The 15,498-nt window shown below is 51.7% G+C and carries 12 protein-coding genes; 10 read left to right on the top strand and 2 right to left on the bottom strand.

Features of this window, described 5'->3' with window-relative positions:
• Positions 1–3: 3 nt before the first annotated feature.
• A complete protein-coding gene (locus tag ATI45_RS12795; RefSeq protein ID WP_098419816.1) occupies positions 4–2,343 on the bottom strand; it encodes a membrane-bound PQQ-dependent dehydrogenase, glucose/quinate/shikimate family in 2,340 nt (779 codons plus the stop codon).
• Positions 2,344–3,434: 1,091 nt separating this feature from the next.
• Positions 3,435–4,163, bottom strand: coding sequence for an NUDIX hydrolase (locus tag ATI45_RS12790; RefSeq protein ID WP_098421741.1), 729 nt, complete (start codon positions 4,161–4,163; stop codon positions 3,435–3,437).
• Between the two features lie 127 nt (positions 4,164–4,290).
• On the opposite strand from ATI45_RS12790, the gene pncB reads away from it, so the two are divergent.
• From pncB to ATI45_RS22695, 10 genes are all read left to right on the top strand, one after another.
• Positions 4,291–5,523, top strand: coding sequence for a nicotinate phosphoribosyltransferase (gene pncB / locus ATI45_RS12785; RefSeq protein WP_098419815.1), 1,233 nt, complete (start codon positions 4,291–4,293; stop codon positions 5,521–5,523).
• Positions 5,524–5,556: 33 nt separating this feature from the next.
• The gene (locus ATI45_RS12780) at positions 5,557–6,195 is read left to right on the top strand and encodes an isochorismatase family protein (protein WP_098419814.1); all 639 of its coding nucleotides are present in this window, start codon (positions 5,557–5,559) and stop codon (positions 6,193–6,195) included.
• A gap of 186 nt (positions 6,196–6,381) precedes the next feature.
• Complete coding sequence (locus tag ATI45_RS12775; RefSeq protein ID WP_098419813.1) at positions 6,382–8,796, top strand: type I restriction-modification system subunit M; 2,415 nt, start codon at positions 6,382–6,384, stop codon at positions 8,794–8,796.
• On the top strand, positions 8,793–9,647 hold the full coding sequence (locus ATI45_RS12770; RefSeq protein ID WP_098419812.1) for a PDDEXK nuclease domain-containing protein: 855 nt from the start codon (positions 8,793–8,795) through the stop codon (positions 9,645–9,647). Before ATI45_RS12775 ends, ATI45_RS12770 begins: the two co-directional genes overlap by 4 nt.
• On the top strand, positions 9,634–11,031 hold the full coding sequence (locus tag ATI45_RS12765; RefSeq protein WP_098419811.1) for a restriction endonuclease subunit S: 1,398 nt from the start codon (positions 9,634–9,636) through the stop codon (positions 11,029–11,031). The genes ATI45_RS12770 and ATI45_RS12765 overlap by 14 nt, the downstream gene beginning before the upstream one ends.
• 181 nt (positions 11,032–11,212) lie before the next feature.
• Positions 11,213–11,923: a type I restriction endonuclease gene (locus ATI45_RS12760; protein WP_218925832.1), complete on the top strand. Its 711-nt coding sequence runs from the start codon at positions 11,213–11,215 to the stop codon at positions 11,921–11,923.
• Between the two features lie 137 nt (positions 11,924–12,060).
• On the top strand, positions 12,061–13,386 hold the full coding sequence (locus ATI45_RS12755; RefSeq protein WP_098419810.1) for an RNA-guided endonuclease InsQ/TnpB family protein: 1,326 nt from the start codon (positions 12,061–12,063) through the stop codon (positions 13,384–13,386).
• A 100-nt stretch (positions 13,387–13,486) separates the two neighbouring features.
• Entirely contained in the window at positions 13,487–14,167 is a 681-nt protein-coding gene (locus tag ATI45_RS23055; RefSeq protein ID WP_267283827.1) for a DEAD/DEAH box helicase family protein, read from the top strand.
• Entirely contained in the window at positions 14,065–14,814 is a 750-nt protein-coding gene (locus tag ATI45_RS23050; RefSeq protein ID WP_267284058.1) for a type I restriction enzyme subunit R domain-containing protein, read from the top strand. The genes ATI45_RS23055 and ATI45_RS23050 overlap by 103 nt, the downstream gene beginning before the upstream one ends.
• Positions 14,777–15,436: a hypothetical protein gene (locus ATI45_RS22695; RefSeq protein WP_228706022.1), complete on the top strand. Its 660-nt coding sequence runs from the start codon at positions 14,777–14,779 to the stop codon at positions 15,434–15,436. Before ATI45_RS23050 ends, ATI45_RS22695 begins: the two co-directional genes overlap by 38 nt.
• Positions 15,437–15,498 lie beyond the last annotated feature (62 nt).

The raw sequence follows: 15,498 nt of genomic DNA, 5'->3' as shown, positions 1-15,498 counted from the left end.
CGCTTACTTCAGTTTGTAAGCCAGTACGTAGTCCCCGATGGTGGTTCCAACAGAGCCGTGCCCACCGGCAACCTGCACCACCATCTGCTCACCCTGGCTGTTCAGATAGGTCATGGGGGTGGCCTGGCCCCCTGCCGGCAGACGGGCCCGCCACAGTTCTTCACCATCCGTCAGATTGTAGGCACGAAGGTAGTTATCCACGGTGGCTGCAAGGAATACCACACCACCGCGGGTGATGATGGGGCCGCCGATGCCTGGCACACCCAGCTCCAGAGGTATTGGAATGGGGGCCATATCTTTAATGGTGCCATTTTTGTGCTTCCACACGATTTCACCGGTACGCAGGTCCGCGCCCGCCACATAGCCCCAGGGTGGACGTTGGCAGGGAATACCCAGGGGCGACATCAGGGGCTTTATTTCGACGGCGTATTCCGCCCCCGCATTTTCATTCAGTCCCTGTTCACCCTGGTTGGTAGGGCCCATGGGGGTGTTATTGTCTTTGGGTACCAGCCTCTGAATGAACGCCATGTACAGCGGCATGCCAAACATCACCTGGCGCTCCGGATCAACAGCAATGCCGCCCCAGTTGAACACGCCGAAATTGCCGGGGTAGACAAGGGTGCCCTGGACCGAAGGCGGAGTATAGATGCCTTCGTAACGCAGGGACTGGAACTTGATACGGCAGACCATCTGGTCAATGGCGCTGGCGCCCCACATATCGGAGGCTTTCAGGGTTGGGGGCCGAAAGCTCAGGGCAGATACTGGCTGGGTCGCGGCGGCATAGTCGCCCTCAATAGTGCCCTGGGGGGCTGACTGTTCCGTAATGGGAATCAGTGGCTCGCCGGTTTCCCGGTTGAGTACGTACACATCTCCTTGTTTGGTGGGTACCACCAGTCCCGGTTGCAGACCCTGTTCTGTTTGTATATCCACCAGACTGGGCTGGGCTGGCGTATCCATATCCCAGAGGTCGTGATGAACAAACTGCTGCACCCACGCAACCTGTCCGGTTTCCAGGCTGAGAGCGACCACCGAAGATGAGTAGATTTCTTCCTCCGGGGTGCGGTACATCCCCAATTGGTCCGGCGTGCGATTCCCCATGGGGAAATAGACCAGGCCGAGCTCTTCGTCCGCGCTGGCCACGGCCCAGCTGTTGGGTGAACTGGTGGAGTAGGTGTCGTTCTCGCCAATAGGTTGCGTCTGGTCCGGATTTGCAGGGTCCCAGTTCCAGACCAGCTTACCGGTCTTGACGTCGTAGGCACGGATAACGCCAGACGGTGAGTTGATGGCGTAGTTATCATTGACCGCCCCGGCGACGACTACCACGCCGTTGGCAACCACTGGCGGGGACGTGGAGTAATAAAAACCATCTTGCTTGTGGGGCATGTTGTGCATCAGATTCAGCGATCCGTCGTCAGCAAAATTGCTGCAGCGGGCGCCGGTAACCGGGTCCAGTGCCAACAGGCGGGCATCAGAGGTCGGCAGGAAAAGCTGGGAGTCGCATTTCCTGCTGGCCTGACTTTCTGCCGGTGACTGGAGGGTTTTTACCTCCGGAATATCATCGAGTCCCGCGCTTGGAGGAAGGTAGGACACGCCACGACAGGTTTGGTGTTGGCGCTGGCTCTCGGAAGGCACCCTGGAATTGTAGACCCAGCGTTCTTTTCCGGTATCCGCATCCAGTGCCACCAGCCAGTTATGGGGAGTACACAGGTATAGCGTATTGCCCACTTTCAGGGGTGTGGCTTCGTAGGTGGTTTCGCCGACATCGTCCGGGCCCTTAAGGTCGCCGGTCTGGTATTGCCAGGCCAGCTCCAAATCACTGACATTTTCCGGTGTAATCTGGTCCAGCGGGGAATAGCGCTGGCCGAGGTTGCTACGCCCATAACTGAACCAGTCGCCCTGAGGTACGTCCCCGAGCCGGGGATTTGGAACCACAGCATCGGTGGTGAGCTCTCCTTCGATGCGGTGGGCGTCGTAAGGAATACTGGCCACAGTGAACAGGCCCACTCCAATCCAGACAATGGCAAGCGTGACAGCGCCATGCCGACGACCCGGCGCACCGGGAAACAGCAGCGGAATAGCCAGCAGCAGCAGAACCCCCAGCCGCGACGCTAAGGGCCACCAGTCGAACCCTGCTTCCCAATAGGCCCAGACGGCGGTGGCTGCCAGCAGCAATGCGTAAAGGGTCTGTGCGAAGGTGCGCCGGGGCTTCACCAGCAAGGCGATTATTATCAGTGTCGTCCCGGCCAGAGCGTAGTACCAGCTGCCCCCGAGGGTAATAAGCCAGACGCCCCCTACCAACATGGGAAGGCCGAATACAACAAGTAATATCGCGAGCAGGATCATAGTCCGTTCCCGGGGTCATACAATTTGCAGCTATACATTCAAGCTAAGTAGGCCTGAATAGCAGCGTCAAGTTTAAATCGCCGCAATGTAAGCGGTTTCCGGCGGGGCGCCTGTTTCTGTGCCCGACAGGAGGGGGCCAAAATCTGGGCGGTAGTTATAATTACAGTGGTAAGGAAAAGCAGATTGAAATTGTGGACACACTCAGGGCACCGTTTGGGCGCAGCCAATAAAAAAGGCCCCACGCTTTCACGTAAGGCCTTGAAAAATATGGCGCGCCCGACAGGATTCGAACCTGCGACCACTGCCTTCGTAGGGCGGGAATTTCACACGGCGAGATGAGATGTTAGTCGGCATAAAGTCTGTTTTTAAACAGCTTATGACCGCTGTGCTAAAAAGATAAAAACCCTTTTAAAACCGATATTTACACGTTTTACGCCACTTGCGGGCACACGATTGTCCGGTTTCTGGTGTCGAACTTTGCCCAATTTGAGTTCTGCCTAAACCGCTATTTCTCGATGAATTTGCCGAAATGCAGTGCCACGCGACTCTAAAAATTGTCCGGTCTCAAGTGTCGCATTTTGCCAGCAGTTCTGACTGCTGAGGCATCGGTTCAGCTCCACCGGCTTAATTTGTACTACATATACGAAGTTGTAAAGTAATGAGAGCCGTCAAGAAACGTGACTGGCTGACTATGGGCTACTCACACAGCTAAAGCATCAGTTATAGCGGATGCTTACTTTTAGCTTTCCTAGGACTTTGACAATCTGGAAAGCCATTAAATAAAATTTTTCACATTCCCTGCACAATTGGTCCTTTGCCACCATTGATCTTCGCAACTCCCTCTTTGATTGAGGCTTATTGTCGTAGCGACCCGTGTCAAGGTTTAACCAATGTCCATTAGCAGATCACTATAACTCGCTTATGGCGGCAATATTACAACCTACGTTGGTGTCCGGAATCATTGATCCACTACAATTGCACAGTATGTAAAAATAAAAAACGCCGTGAAACCATATCCCACGGCGTTTCCAGTCAGTCACATGACGACACAGTTTTTACTCTATTCTTAGCATGGGCGGGACTTCTGAAATTCAGGAGCAAACGGCAGACAGCGCTTTGTTGTAGCTCTTGCCAATCTCGCTGTCGAAATAAGACAGAGATTTCTCTTCCAGTCCGTAAAGCTTCGATGGCTGGCCCTTCGCCGCAATCGATCGCTTCTCTCCGGTTTCTGCCAGTAGTCCCGTATTTACCCACCGACTGAACACCGTTTGTTTCTTCACGCAGATACCAAAGATATTGTACGCTTCAACGATCTGACGCACGGCAACCTTCTCGGGGAGCAGGTAGAGCAGTAACGACGAGTATTTGATTTTGTTCAGGAACGCTTCGTAAGCGATGTTCACGAGCTTCTGATGATCAAAAGGCAGAGGGTATTTTCCGGCCAGAATCGACTCGATGGGTTCCCATTTAATTCCGTCCTGCTGATCCAGTTCGGCCATGTCCGGGCGATTGAACAGACATAGAAATGGAATCGTCACTGACCACCCCAGTGATGCGTCCCGGGTCACGCTTCCTTCCGGAGGGAGCTTCTCCAGATGACTTGGCAAGAAGCCAACCTTGCCTTTTAGAATGCGGGTTACGGCATCGCCCAGGGTTGCATCTGAATCACCCCCGTCAGATGCAGGCTCTTCCCATACCCAACCTCCCACAAGGGCGTACCGACCACTCTCTGGACCATTCTGGCGCTCTTGCAGCATGACTTCCGGGAGCCCGGATTCCGGGTTCAGGCGCAGGCAAATAAAATCGAGTGTGACAACCATGAAGGCGTCTCCAGTGAGTAAGTGTTGATCTAAGAATACCATCCGAACTTTTTCTGTCAAATCAATTGACACAAGCGAGGCTAGACGCTAAGTTTATCGTCAAATGAATTGACTAAAGAGTAGAGCGATGAGCGCAACCGTCGACAAATCACTGTTCCGCCAGCAAACCATCACCAGCGCGATGGATACCGACGCCTACAAGTTGCACATGCAGCAGGTCGTTTTCGAAAAGTACGCAGCGGTGATCGTGAAGTACAAATTCCAGTGCCGGACCGATGAAAACCTGGCGCAATATGCCGGCGAGATTCGCAAAGCCTTGCATGATCTCGACGGGCTGGGTTTTACCGAAGACGAATTGATGTACCTAAGCAAAATCCGGTTCCTCAAACCAGCCTTTATCGACTTCCTGCGCCAGTACCGCTTCGATCCCAAGCGCTACCTGTCAATCCGGGTGGAGCAGGGCGAGCTGGTCATTGAGTGCGACGGCCCGTGGCTCTACGCCATCCTGTTCGAGATCCCGGTACTGGCTATCGTTAGTGAAGTTCGCAACCGTCGCCGGTACGGCAATGTCGGTGAGGACCAGTTTCAGGGTGTGCTCTATGCAAAGGTTGAGCACCTGAAATCGGAGCTGGATCGTCGCGGCATTGAATCATTCAAGTTTGCCGACTTTGGTACCCGCCGCCGCTTCTCCTACACCGTGCAGAACCGCGTGGTGGGCTATCTGGCCAAAGCACTGCCCGACAACTTCATCGGCACCAGCAATTACCACTTGGCTCAGAAATACAATCTCACAGCCATCGGCACCATGGCGCACGAGTACCTGCAGGCACATCAGGCGTTTGTAAATGTCGCCCAGTCACAAAAAGAAGCTCTGGAAGTGTGGAATCAGGTCTACCGCGGTCGCCTGGGTGTTGCCCTGACCGATTGCATCACCGCTGATGCTTTTCTGGCAGACTTTGATTATTTGTTCTCGGTACTGTTCTCCGGTGTGCGCCACGACAGCGGTGACCCGATCATTTGGGGCGAAAAGTTCATCGCCCACTATGAGGCCTTGGGCATCGACCCGATGACGAAAACGCTGGTGTTCAGTGACGGCCTGAATTTCAATCGAGCTTTGGATATCGCGGAACATTTTCAGGGTCGAATTCAGACGAGCTTTGGCATTGGAACGTTTCTGAGCAGCGACTTGGGCGACTACGTGACGCCCGAAGGTGACGCTTACAAGCCTCTGAATATTGTTATGAAGATGGTTAAGTGCAATGGCATGCCCGTGGCGAAGATCAGCGATGAGCCCGGCAAGAGCATGTGTGATGACCCTGTGTACCTGGCCAACCTGAAAGCCCGGTTTAACGTTCCATAAGGAGCCGACACACAATAAGCAAGGAGTTCTGACATGACATGCATTGCCGCTTTTGACGTAGACGCACAGAAGACGTTCACGCCTCTGTGCCCGAGTGAGCTGCCGGTACCGGAAGGTGACCAAATCGTCGATGAGCTGAACGCTCAGGCCGAGCTGGCCGCTTTCCGGGTGGGTTCCCGGGATGCTCATCCCTCAAATGCAAAGTGGATCGCCGACACGCCCGAAGACGTGTTCAGTAAGGTTGAGGGCGAAAATATCGACATTAAGTGGCCTCGGCACGCGGAACTGGGAACCTTCGGTTTCGAGTTGCTGGACGGCCTGCCGCACCCCGTCACCGGTTACGACTTTATGGTGAACAAAGGTCTGGACCCGGACTGCCACCCATATGGTGCCTGCTATCACGATCTGGGTGATACCGTGACCACGGGTGTTATCGAGTTCCTCGAAAGCAAGGGCGTGACCGTCGTCATTGTTGGTGGTTTGGCGTTTGATTACTGCGTCGCCAAAACCGTTCTGCAGTTAAGAGACGCCGGGTTTCGGGTCATCGTCAATCTGGCAGCCGTTCGGGGTATCGCTGAGGACAGCGTTGAGCAGGCGATGACCGACATGAAGCAGGCCGGTGCCGAGTTCGCCAACAATGCGGACGACGTCGAGCGACTGCTGCCACGGTAGGGGGTTTCGGCAGTGCCTTTAACCTCTGATCCTACCAAAGTGTGTGCAGCACACAGACCTCTCAACCCGCTACGGAAAACGCTACCTTTGCCATCGCTATTTCTCGGTGAGGCTTATCCGGTAGCCCGAAAAGATAAGCCTATTCAAGGGCTCTCGATCTAAGGGCTCTTCATTTAAGGATTTTCAATGGCCATTAAGAAAAACGAACTCTATTCCTCCCTTTGGGCCAGTTGCGACGAGTTGCGTGGCGGTATGGACGCCAGCCAGTACAAAGATTACGTGCTGACTCTGCTGTTTATGAAGTACGTGTCTGACAAATACAGAGGTGACCCCTATGGCATGATTGTAGTGCCACAGGGCGCCAGTTTTGACGACATGATTGCCCTGAAGGGTGATAAAGAAATCGGCGACAAGATCAATAAAATCATCAGCGCCCTGGCCGAAGAAAACGACCTGAAAGGCGTGATCGACGTCGCCGATTTCAACGACGAGGAAAAAATCGGCAAAGGCAAAGAAATGGTGGACCGCCTCACCAAGCTGATCGGCACCTTTGAAGGGTTGGATATGAGTTCCAACCGGGCCGATGGTGACGACCTGCTGGGCGACGCCTACGAGTACCTTATGCGCCACTTCGCCACCGAGTCAGGCAAGTCAAAAGGCCAGTTCTATACCCCCTCGGAAGTGTCGCGCATTCTGGCCAAGGTGATTGGCATCACCAGCGAAACAGCGCAAGACGCCAGCGTATACGACCCTACCTGCGGGTCTGGCTCGCTATTGTTAAAAGCGAATGACGAAGCACCCCGTGGCTTGAGTATTTACGGCCAGGAAATGGACAGTGCCACCAGCGCACTGGCACGAATGAACATGATTTTGCACGACAACGCCACCGCCAAAATCGTGCAGGGCAACACCCTGAGCAGCCCGGAATGGAAAGATGCCAACGGTAAACTGAAAACCTTTGATTTTGCCGTGGCCAATCCGCCGTTTTCCAACAAAAACTGGACCAGCGGCCTGAATCCCCACGAAGACGAGTTTGGCCGTTTCGTTTGGGGCATACCGCCGGAGAAGAACGGCGACTACACCTTTTTACTGCACATTATCAAAAGCCTGAAAAGCACCGGAAAAGGCGCGGTGATTCTGCCCCACGGCGTGCTGTTCCGTGGCAACGCCGAAGCGCGCATCCGTGAAAACCTGATCAAACAGGGCTACATCAAAGGCATTATCGGCCTGCCCGCCAACCTGTTTTACGGCACCGGTATTCCCGCCTGCATCATCGTGATCGACAAAGACGATGCTCACGCCCGCAAAGGCCTGTTTATGGTGGACGCCAGCAAAGGCTTTATGAAAGAGGGCAACAAAAACCGCCTGCGCAGCCAGGACATTCACAAAATCGTGGATGTGTTTACCAAGTACTTGGAATTGCCAGGTTTCAGCCGCGTAGTGCCGCTGGCGGAGATAGTCAGCAACGACTACAACCTGAACATTCCCCGCTACATCGACAGCAGCGAGCCGGAAGACCTGCACGATCTGAGCGCCCACTTGCAAGGCGGTATTCCCAACCGCGACATAGACGCGATGGATAACTACTGGCAAGTGTTCGCCAGCCTTCGCGCCACGCTCTTTACCGGTGACCGGGCCGGCTACAGTAAAAGCCTGGTAGCTGCCAATAACGTAAAAAGCACCATCTTAAACCACGGTGAATTTAAGGCCTTTGCCAGCCAAAGCCTGGAGCCGTTCACCGCATGGAGTGAAAACGCAGCGCTTAAGAGCATCGCCATTGACGACAAGCCTAAACAGCTGATTCACGACATCAGTGAAGCATTGCTAAACCGCTACGCCGGTATGCCCCTGCTGAGCAAATACGACGTCTACCAGATTCTGATGGATTACTGGGCAGAGGTGATGCAAGACGACGTGTATGTGCTGGCGCAGGACGGCTGGCCAGCGGGCAAGGTGCTGCGCGAACTGGTGGCCCGGAAAGGTGAAAAGCTGAAAGAAACCCCGGACCTGACCATCAATAAAATCAAATACAAAGCCGAGCTGATCCCGCCGGCCTTGATTGTTCAGCGTTACTTTGCCGCTGAGCAGGCTCAGCTCGATGCGCTGCAATCCAAGCTGGATAACGCCACCCAAGAACTGGACAGCTTTATTGAAGAAAACAGCGCCGAGGACGGCAGCCTGGCGGACGCGCTGAACGACAAAGATAAAGTCACCAAGGTCAGCGTGACGGCGCGATTGAAACTGGCCGCAGACCCAGAAGAAAGAGCCGCGCTAAAACAGGTGCAAAAACTCTTTGATGCCGAAACGCGCTGCAAAAAAGCCGTGAAAGACGCACAGGATGGGTTGGACTTGGCCGTGTTCAAGCATTACCCCAGCCTGACTGAAGCCGACATCAAAACTCTGATTGTTGACGACAAATGGCTCGCTATCTTGTGCGAGCGGATTGAGGCCGAAATAGAGCGCATTACCCAGCAGCTGGCCAATCGAGTGAAACAACTGGATGAACGCTACGCGGAGCCACTGCCTGCCATCACCCAATCGGTTGAGCAGCTGAGCAACAAAGTTGCCGGGCACCTCAAAGCCATGGGCCTGGCGTTATGAATCAGCCGAGCCATACCAACCTGACGGGTTTGGTGGAACCCATAGCCCAGATTATTGAACAGGCGCGGGGCCAGGTTCGCCAAGCGGTGAATAGCGTAATGGTGCACAGCTACTGGCACATCGGCCAAATGATTGTTGAGCACGAACAGCAGGGCGCTAGCCGTGCTGAATACGGCAAGCAGCAATTACAGCAGCTATCCGCACAGCTTACCCAGCGCTTGGGGAAAGGCTTCGATATTCGCAACCTGCGCAACATGCGCGCGTTTTATCAAGGGTTTCCAATTCGGGACGCACTGCGTACCGAATCGGTGAAAGATTACCTGCGTGATCCGTACATTTTGGATTTTCTCAACCTGCAGGATAAAACCTACCAAGAGAGCGAGCTGGAACAGGCGATTATCAGCAATATCCAGCAGTTTCTGCTGGAGCTGGGTAAAGGCTTTGCCTTTGTGGAACGCCAACAGCGCATTCGTTTTGCCGATGAAGCGTGTTTTAAAGGTGTGAGCTACATCGACCTGGTGTTTTACAACTTCAAGCTCAAATGCTTTTTGCTGGTGGATTTAAAACTGGGCAAATTAAAGCATCAGGACGTCGGCCAAATGGACACCTATGTGCGCCTCTACGACGAGCAGCACAAAGGCGCAGACGACAACCCCACCATTGGCCTGGTGCTGTGCAGCGAGAAAAGCGAGGCAGTAGTGAAATACTCCGTGCTGTCAGAGCAGAAACAACTGTTTTCCGCCAAGTACCTGCCGTATTTACCCACCGAAGAGCAGCTAAAGCACGAGATTGAACGTGAGCGCGCTAACGTCATCGCCCAACTCACTGCCAGGAAAAATGATGATGAATAAGGATGTGGGTGTGGCAGAGGTTAGTCATGCGTATCTGATTGAGGCTGCGGAGAGGGCTGTGCCGATTGGGTATAAGCAGACTGGGGTTGGGGTTATACCGGAGGATTGGCTTGTTCTTTCGATTTCAGAGAACCACCAAGTTGCTACAGGAAATACTCCTCCCCCGTCTGATAAAAGTAACTATGGCGAGAGCTATCTTTTTGCCAGCCCCGCTGATTTAGGTGAAAAAAAGAATATTTATCAAACAGAGAAAATGCTTTCATTAAAAGGCTTTGCATTATCTAGGAGGTTTCCTGCCGGAAGCACTCTCTTCACCTGTATAGGTTCTACTATCGGGAAGACGGGATATGCTTGCTTTGACTTAACATCTAACCAACAAATAAATGCAGTTTTTCCTAATCTTAATAATGACTCACACTTTACTTACTACGCTTTAACTTATTTGGCTCCTAGAGTGAAGGTTTTAGCCGGTGAGCAAGCTGTTCCGTTGGTAAATAAAACTGAGTTCGGTGAAACAAAATATCCATTACCATCTACAAAAATAGAACAAACTGCCATCGCCAATGCCCTATCCGATGTCGATGCACTGCTCAGCGAGTTAGAAAAACTCATCGCCAAAAAACAGGCGATCAAAACCGCGACCATGCAGAAACTGCTCACTGGCCGTACCCGCTTACCTCAATTCGCTCTGCGCAAGGATGGCTCAGTCAAAGGCTATAAGCAAAGTGAGTTGGGAGAGGTGCCGGAGGATTGGAGTGTTTTAACCTTAGGTGACGTTGGTAAGTTTAAAAATGGAATTAATAAAAGTGCAGATGATTTTGGGTATGGCTCGCCTTTTGTAAATTTAATGGATGTATTTGGTAAGCCTTCTATAAGCTGTATAGAGAATTTAGGTCTTATAAATTCTACTGACTTAGAAAAAAAAGAATATTCTCTTGAAAAAGGAGATATTTTATTTATACGCTCATCTGTCAAGCCTACAGGCGTGGGACTTACATCGGTTGTATTGAACGAATTAACTGAAACAGTTTATTCCGGTTTTCTTATACGATTTCGTAGTGGTGGTAAATTAGAAATAAATTTTAAAAAATACTGTTTTTATGATGAGGGGTTTAGGAAAAGGATAATTTCAGGTAGCACTGTCAGTGCAAATACAAATATTAATCAAGATGTTCTAAAGGCTATTCCAATAGCATTTCCTAGCTCAGTAAAAGAACAAACCGCCATCGCCACCATCCTCTCCAATATGGACGAAGAAATTCAGGCCCTCGAACAGCGCCTCAGCAAAACCCGCCAAATCAAACAAGGCATGATGCAGGAGCTGCTCACAGGCAGAACCCGATTGTTGCAGCTATCCGCGAAAGTGGCGGGCCAGAGTTATTAGAATGTAGTATTTGACGATTGGTACACTCCATTCTGGGCCTGATTTGCTTGACGGGTGGTTGATTGGCAGTGCGGATGTCAGCGGTTTTTGACTGGATTTTCTAGCTAGGTCATTGGCATATATAACAAATATTTGGTTGACCGATGGTTGACTGGGAAGTGCTGATGCAAGGGATTGAGCTATGACAACAGTAGGCCAGCGTGAGCGCGACACACAAAGCCGAGTGGTGCGGTTGTTTCAGGAAGACCTTGGCTATCGCTACCTGGGTAACTTGCAGGATCGAGAGGGCAATAAAAACATCGAAACCGGCGCGCTTACTTCGTGGCTTCAGCAGCGGGGTGTAAGCAGCGCGCTGATCACCCGTGCTATCCGCCAGTTAGACGCCGCCGCTGCGCTGGGTGAAGGCAAAAAGCTCTACTACGCCAATAAAGCGGTGTACCAGCTGTTGCGTTACGGTGTAAAAGACAAAGAAGGCGCTGGCGAACTGAACCAAACCGTGTGGCTAATCGACTGGCAAAACCCTGAAGCGAACGACTTTGCCATCGCAGAAGAAGTGTCGATCAAGGGCGAAAATAAAAAACGCCCAGACATTGTGCTCTATGTGAATGGCATCGCTTTGGGCGTGCTGGAACTGAAGCGGTCGTCGGTTGCTGTGTCAGAAGGCATTCACCAGAACCTGGATAACCAGAAAAAAGACTTTATCCGCAACTTCTTTACCACCATGAAGCTGGTGATGGCGGGCAACGATACCCAGGGGCTACGCTACGGCACCATTGAAACGTCCTCAAAATACTATCTGGAATGGATGGAAAGAGGACGTTACCAACGCCTATTCCAGCAAGCTGGATTTCCATTTAACGAAATGAGCGGAATTCCAATTCAAAATCTTTGATTTAGTGTTGGATGGATAGCGACTATTTGGATCGATCTTGGTTTTCGATGTGCACACGAATTGTGGCTTCTTTTCGTCGGTAAATTTCACTGTATAAATGATTGACACCAATTATTTCAAGTCCTAATATTATCAACATGAACAACGAGAAATCAACCCACATTCGCACCCAGCAAATCCTCATTCGAAAGCAGCATGAGGCGTTTCGCGGAGCCAGCGTTTGCACTCAGATTGTTCGCCGAATTAAGAACGCCACCTCTTATCTGATGCAGCACCATCCGGACGGCAAAGATCAGAGACTGTCGCATCGCGACGCTGATAAATGGCTGAAGAGAAACAACTCGGAACTGTACACCAAGCTCCCGTCGGCCATTGCCCAGCGGAGCACGCAGATTGTCGACCAGGAATGGAAGGCGTTTTTTGCCGCCTTATCGGCTTTCAAGAAAACACCTTCAGCCTTCAAAGCTCGACCTCAAAAACCACGTTACGCCCACAAAGCAGCCACCGTCCACATTGGACGAAACGGCTTCAAGTTCGTTGACGGGACTCTGCACTTTGCCAGCGACGTGTTGCCACCGATCAAAACGCAGTTTCGGTTTTCACAAAAATGGAACGCGGCTGTCGGCGACACCGTTGCGCTTGAGGTCAGAATTGTACCCAAGGGCAACTGCTTCATTATCGAAATCGTTTACAACGAATCAAAGATTGTGGAGGCGGGTCGCTTCTGCCGTCTTCTCGACACATCCCGCAAGGCCGGGATCGATTTAGGCATCAACAACCTTATCGCACTCGCAACCGATCAGCCGGGCGTTCGCCCTGTTCTGATCAACGGTAAAGCGCTGAAATCGATCAATGCCTGGTACAACAAACGTGTGGCCAAACTTCGCTCCCAAGGCAAATACGCCCACATTCGCGCCGTGACCAACAAACGCAACCGCCGGATAAAAGACCTGTTGCACAGGGCCTCCAGCAAGGTGATCGCGTATTGCCGGGAGAACAACATCGGGACGCTGGTCATCGGTTATAACAAACACTGGAAGCAGGAGGTCAATATTGGCCGTGTGAATAACCAGAAATTTGTCGGTATTCCGCATGCCATTCTGATCTCTCAAATCCAATACAAGTGCCAAGCTCTCGGCATCACCACCGTTATTCAGGAAGAGTCGTACACCTCCAAGGCATCCGCTCTGGACAACGACTTCATGCCGGTTTACGGCAACAATCCTGAAAACGTCGTACCACTATTCAGCGGAAAGCGAATCCGCCGAGGGCTGTATCAAAGCAAACACGGGATCATAAACGCCGACATCAACGGCGCTCTTAATATCCTGAGAAAAGCAACGGGTGAGGCCTTATGGCTAGCCTGTAAGGGGTGCGTGTCCAACCCCATAATGATGGATTTGATACCACACAAATCCATCGTTATTAGAAGGGAAAATACTGCGCATCAGATCGCCGCGTAGTAGGTTTACCCAGATGCCAATTCAAAATCTTCGATTTAGTGTTGGTAGTTCACGTCGCACCTGTAACAAGCATCGTTTTTTACAGATTATTCATGACTTTATGGTATTTGACGCGGGCGTAAAGAAAACCTGCCGCCAAAATCAGTTTTTTGGCGTGGAGGCGGCCAAGCAACGCGTGGCAAAACGTGAAGGCGGTATTATCTGGCATGCCCAAGGCTCGGGTAAAAGTCTGACGATGGTGTGGCTGGCGAAGTGGATACGGGAACATGTGAAAGGCGGCCGTGTACTGATCATAACCGACCGCAGCGAGCTGGATGAGCAAATTGAAAAAGTATTCACCGGTGTAGACGAAGACATCTACCGTACCAAAAGCGGTGCTGATTTGATTGCTACCCTGAACCAACCCACGCCTTGGCTGGCCTGTTCCTTAGTGCACAAGTTTGGTCGCCAGTCCGACCGTGCTGACAATGCCGCCACGGACGCCTTTATTCACGAGTTGCGGCAGTCCTTGCCGACAGACTTTAAGGCGAAGGGCGATCTGTTTGTGTTTGTGGATGAATGCCACCGCACCCAGTCGGGCAAATTGCACGACGCCATGAAAGTGATTCTGCCAGAGGCGATGTTCGTCGGTTTTACCGGCACGCCACTGATGAAAAAAGACAAGAAAAGTCCATCGAAGTGTTTGGCTCTTACATCCACACCTACAAGTTTGATGAAGCGGTGGCCGACGGTGTGGTGCTGGATTTACGCTACGAAGCCCGCGATATTGACCAACACGTAACCTCGCAAAAAAAGGTGGATGACTGGTTTGAGGCCAAAACCCGCGGCTTGTCCAACCTGGGCAAAACTCAGCTGAAGCAAAAATGGGGCACCCTGCAAAAGGTGCTGTCCAGCAAGTCTCGCCTACAGCAAATTGTGAACGATATTCTGCTGGATATAGACACCAAGCCGCGCCTGATGAGCGGTTACGGCAATGCGATGCTGGTGTGTTCTAGTGTTTATCAGGCCTGCAAAGCTTATGAAATGTTCAGTCAGTCGGATTTGGCCGGTAAAGTGGCGATTGTCACCAGCTTTCAGCCAACAGCGGCCAGCATAAAAGGCGAAGAAACCGGCGAGGGCTTAACCGAAAAACTGTTCAAGTACGACATTTACCGCAAAATGCTGGCGGATTATTTTGAACAGCCTGAAGACAAAGCGGCGGCCCGGGTTGCCGAGTTTGAGCTAGAGGTCAAGAAGCGGTTTGTGGACGAGCCGGGCCAAATGCGCCTGCTTATTGTGGTGGATAAACTGCTAACCGGGTTTGATGCGCCTTCGGCGACCTATCTTTACATCGACAAACAAATGCTTGATCACAATCTGTTTCAGGCGATTTGTCGGGTCAGTCAACCGTTTGGACGGCGACGACAAAGAATACGGCTACATCGTTGACTATAAAGACCTGTTTCGCTCACTCGACAAGGCGATTACGGACTACACCCAGGGTGCGTTTGATGGCTATGACGCGGAAGACGTCGCCGGCCTGCTAAAAAACCGGTTAGAGCAGGCAACGCAGGATTTAGACAGCGCACTGGAAATGGTGCGCGCTCTGTGTGAACCGGTTAAAGCACCGTGCAATACCCAAGACTACATCCATTATTTCTGTGGTGAGTCGGGCGCTGACCAAGATGACATTGGCGAAAAAGAATCGTTGCGCCTGACCCTTTACCAAAGCGTGGCTAAGCTGCTGCGAGCAGCCAATGAAATGTCGGATGCGGGTTATAACGCGCAGGATGCAGAGTCTGCGCGCAACCAGGTTGCCTATTATGAAAAAGTTCGCGACGAGGTGAAGCTGGGCAGTGGCGATTTGGTGAACATGAAGCGCTTTGAACCGGCGATGCGCCATTTGCTGGATATGTATATCCGTGCCGATGACAGCGAAACGCTGATGGACTTTGAAGAGCTGGGTTCACGAATATGGCGCATCTATTCAACCTCTCGATTTTCAGAGACAAAAAACCACTATAAACCGGCCATTTATCCGGCCATAACGGTTATTTTTCAGGTTGAGTAAAAATAATTAAAATGATCTATAATAATTAGATAGAGAGTATTAAATTCTAAATAAAGCGGACA

Origin of the sequence: Marinobacter sp. LV10MA510-1 (genome assembly GCF_002563885.1) — a bacterium.
Classification (GTDB): domain Bacteria; phylum Pseudomonadota; class Gammaproteobacteria; order Pseudomonadales; family Oleiphilaceae; genus Marinobacter.
The sequence above is the reverse complement of the archived record's forward strand: the minus strand, read 5'-3'. Positions and strand labels throughout refer to the sequence as shown.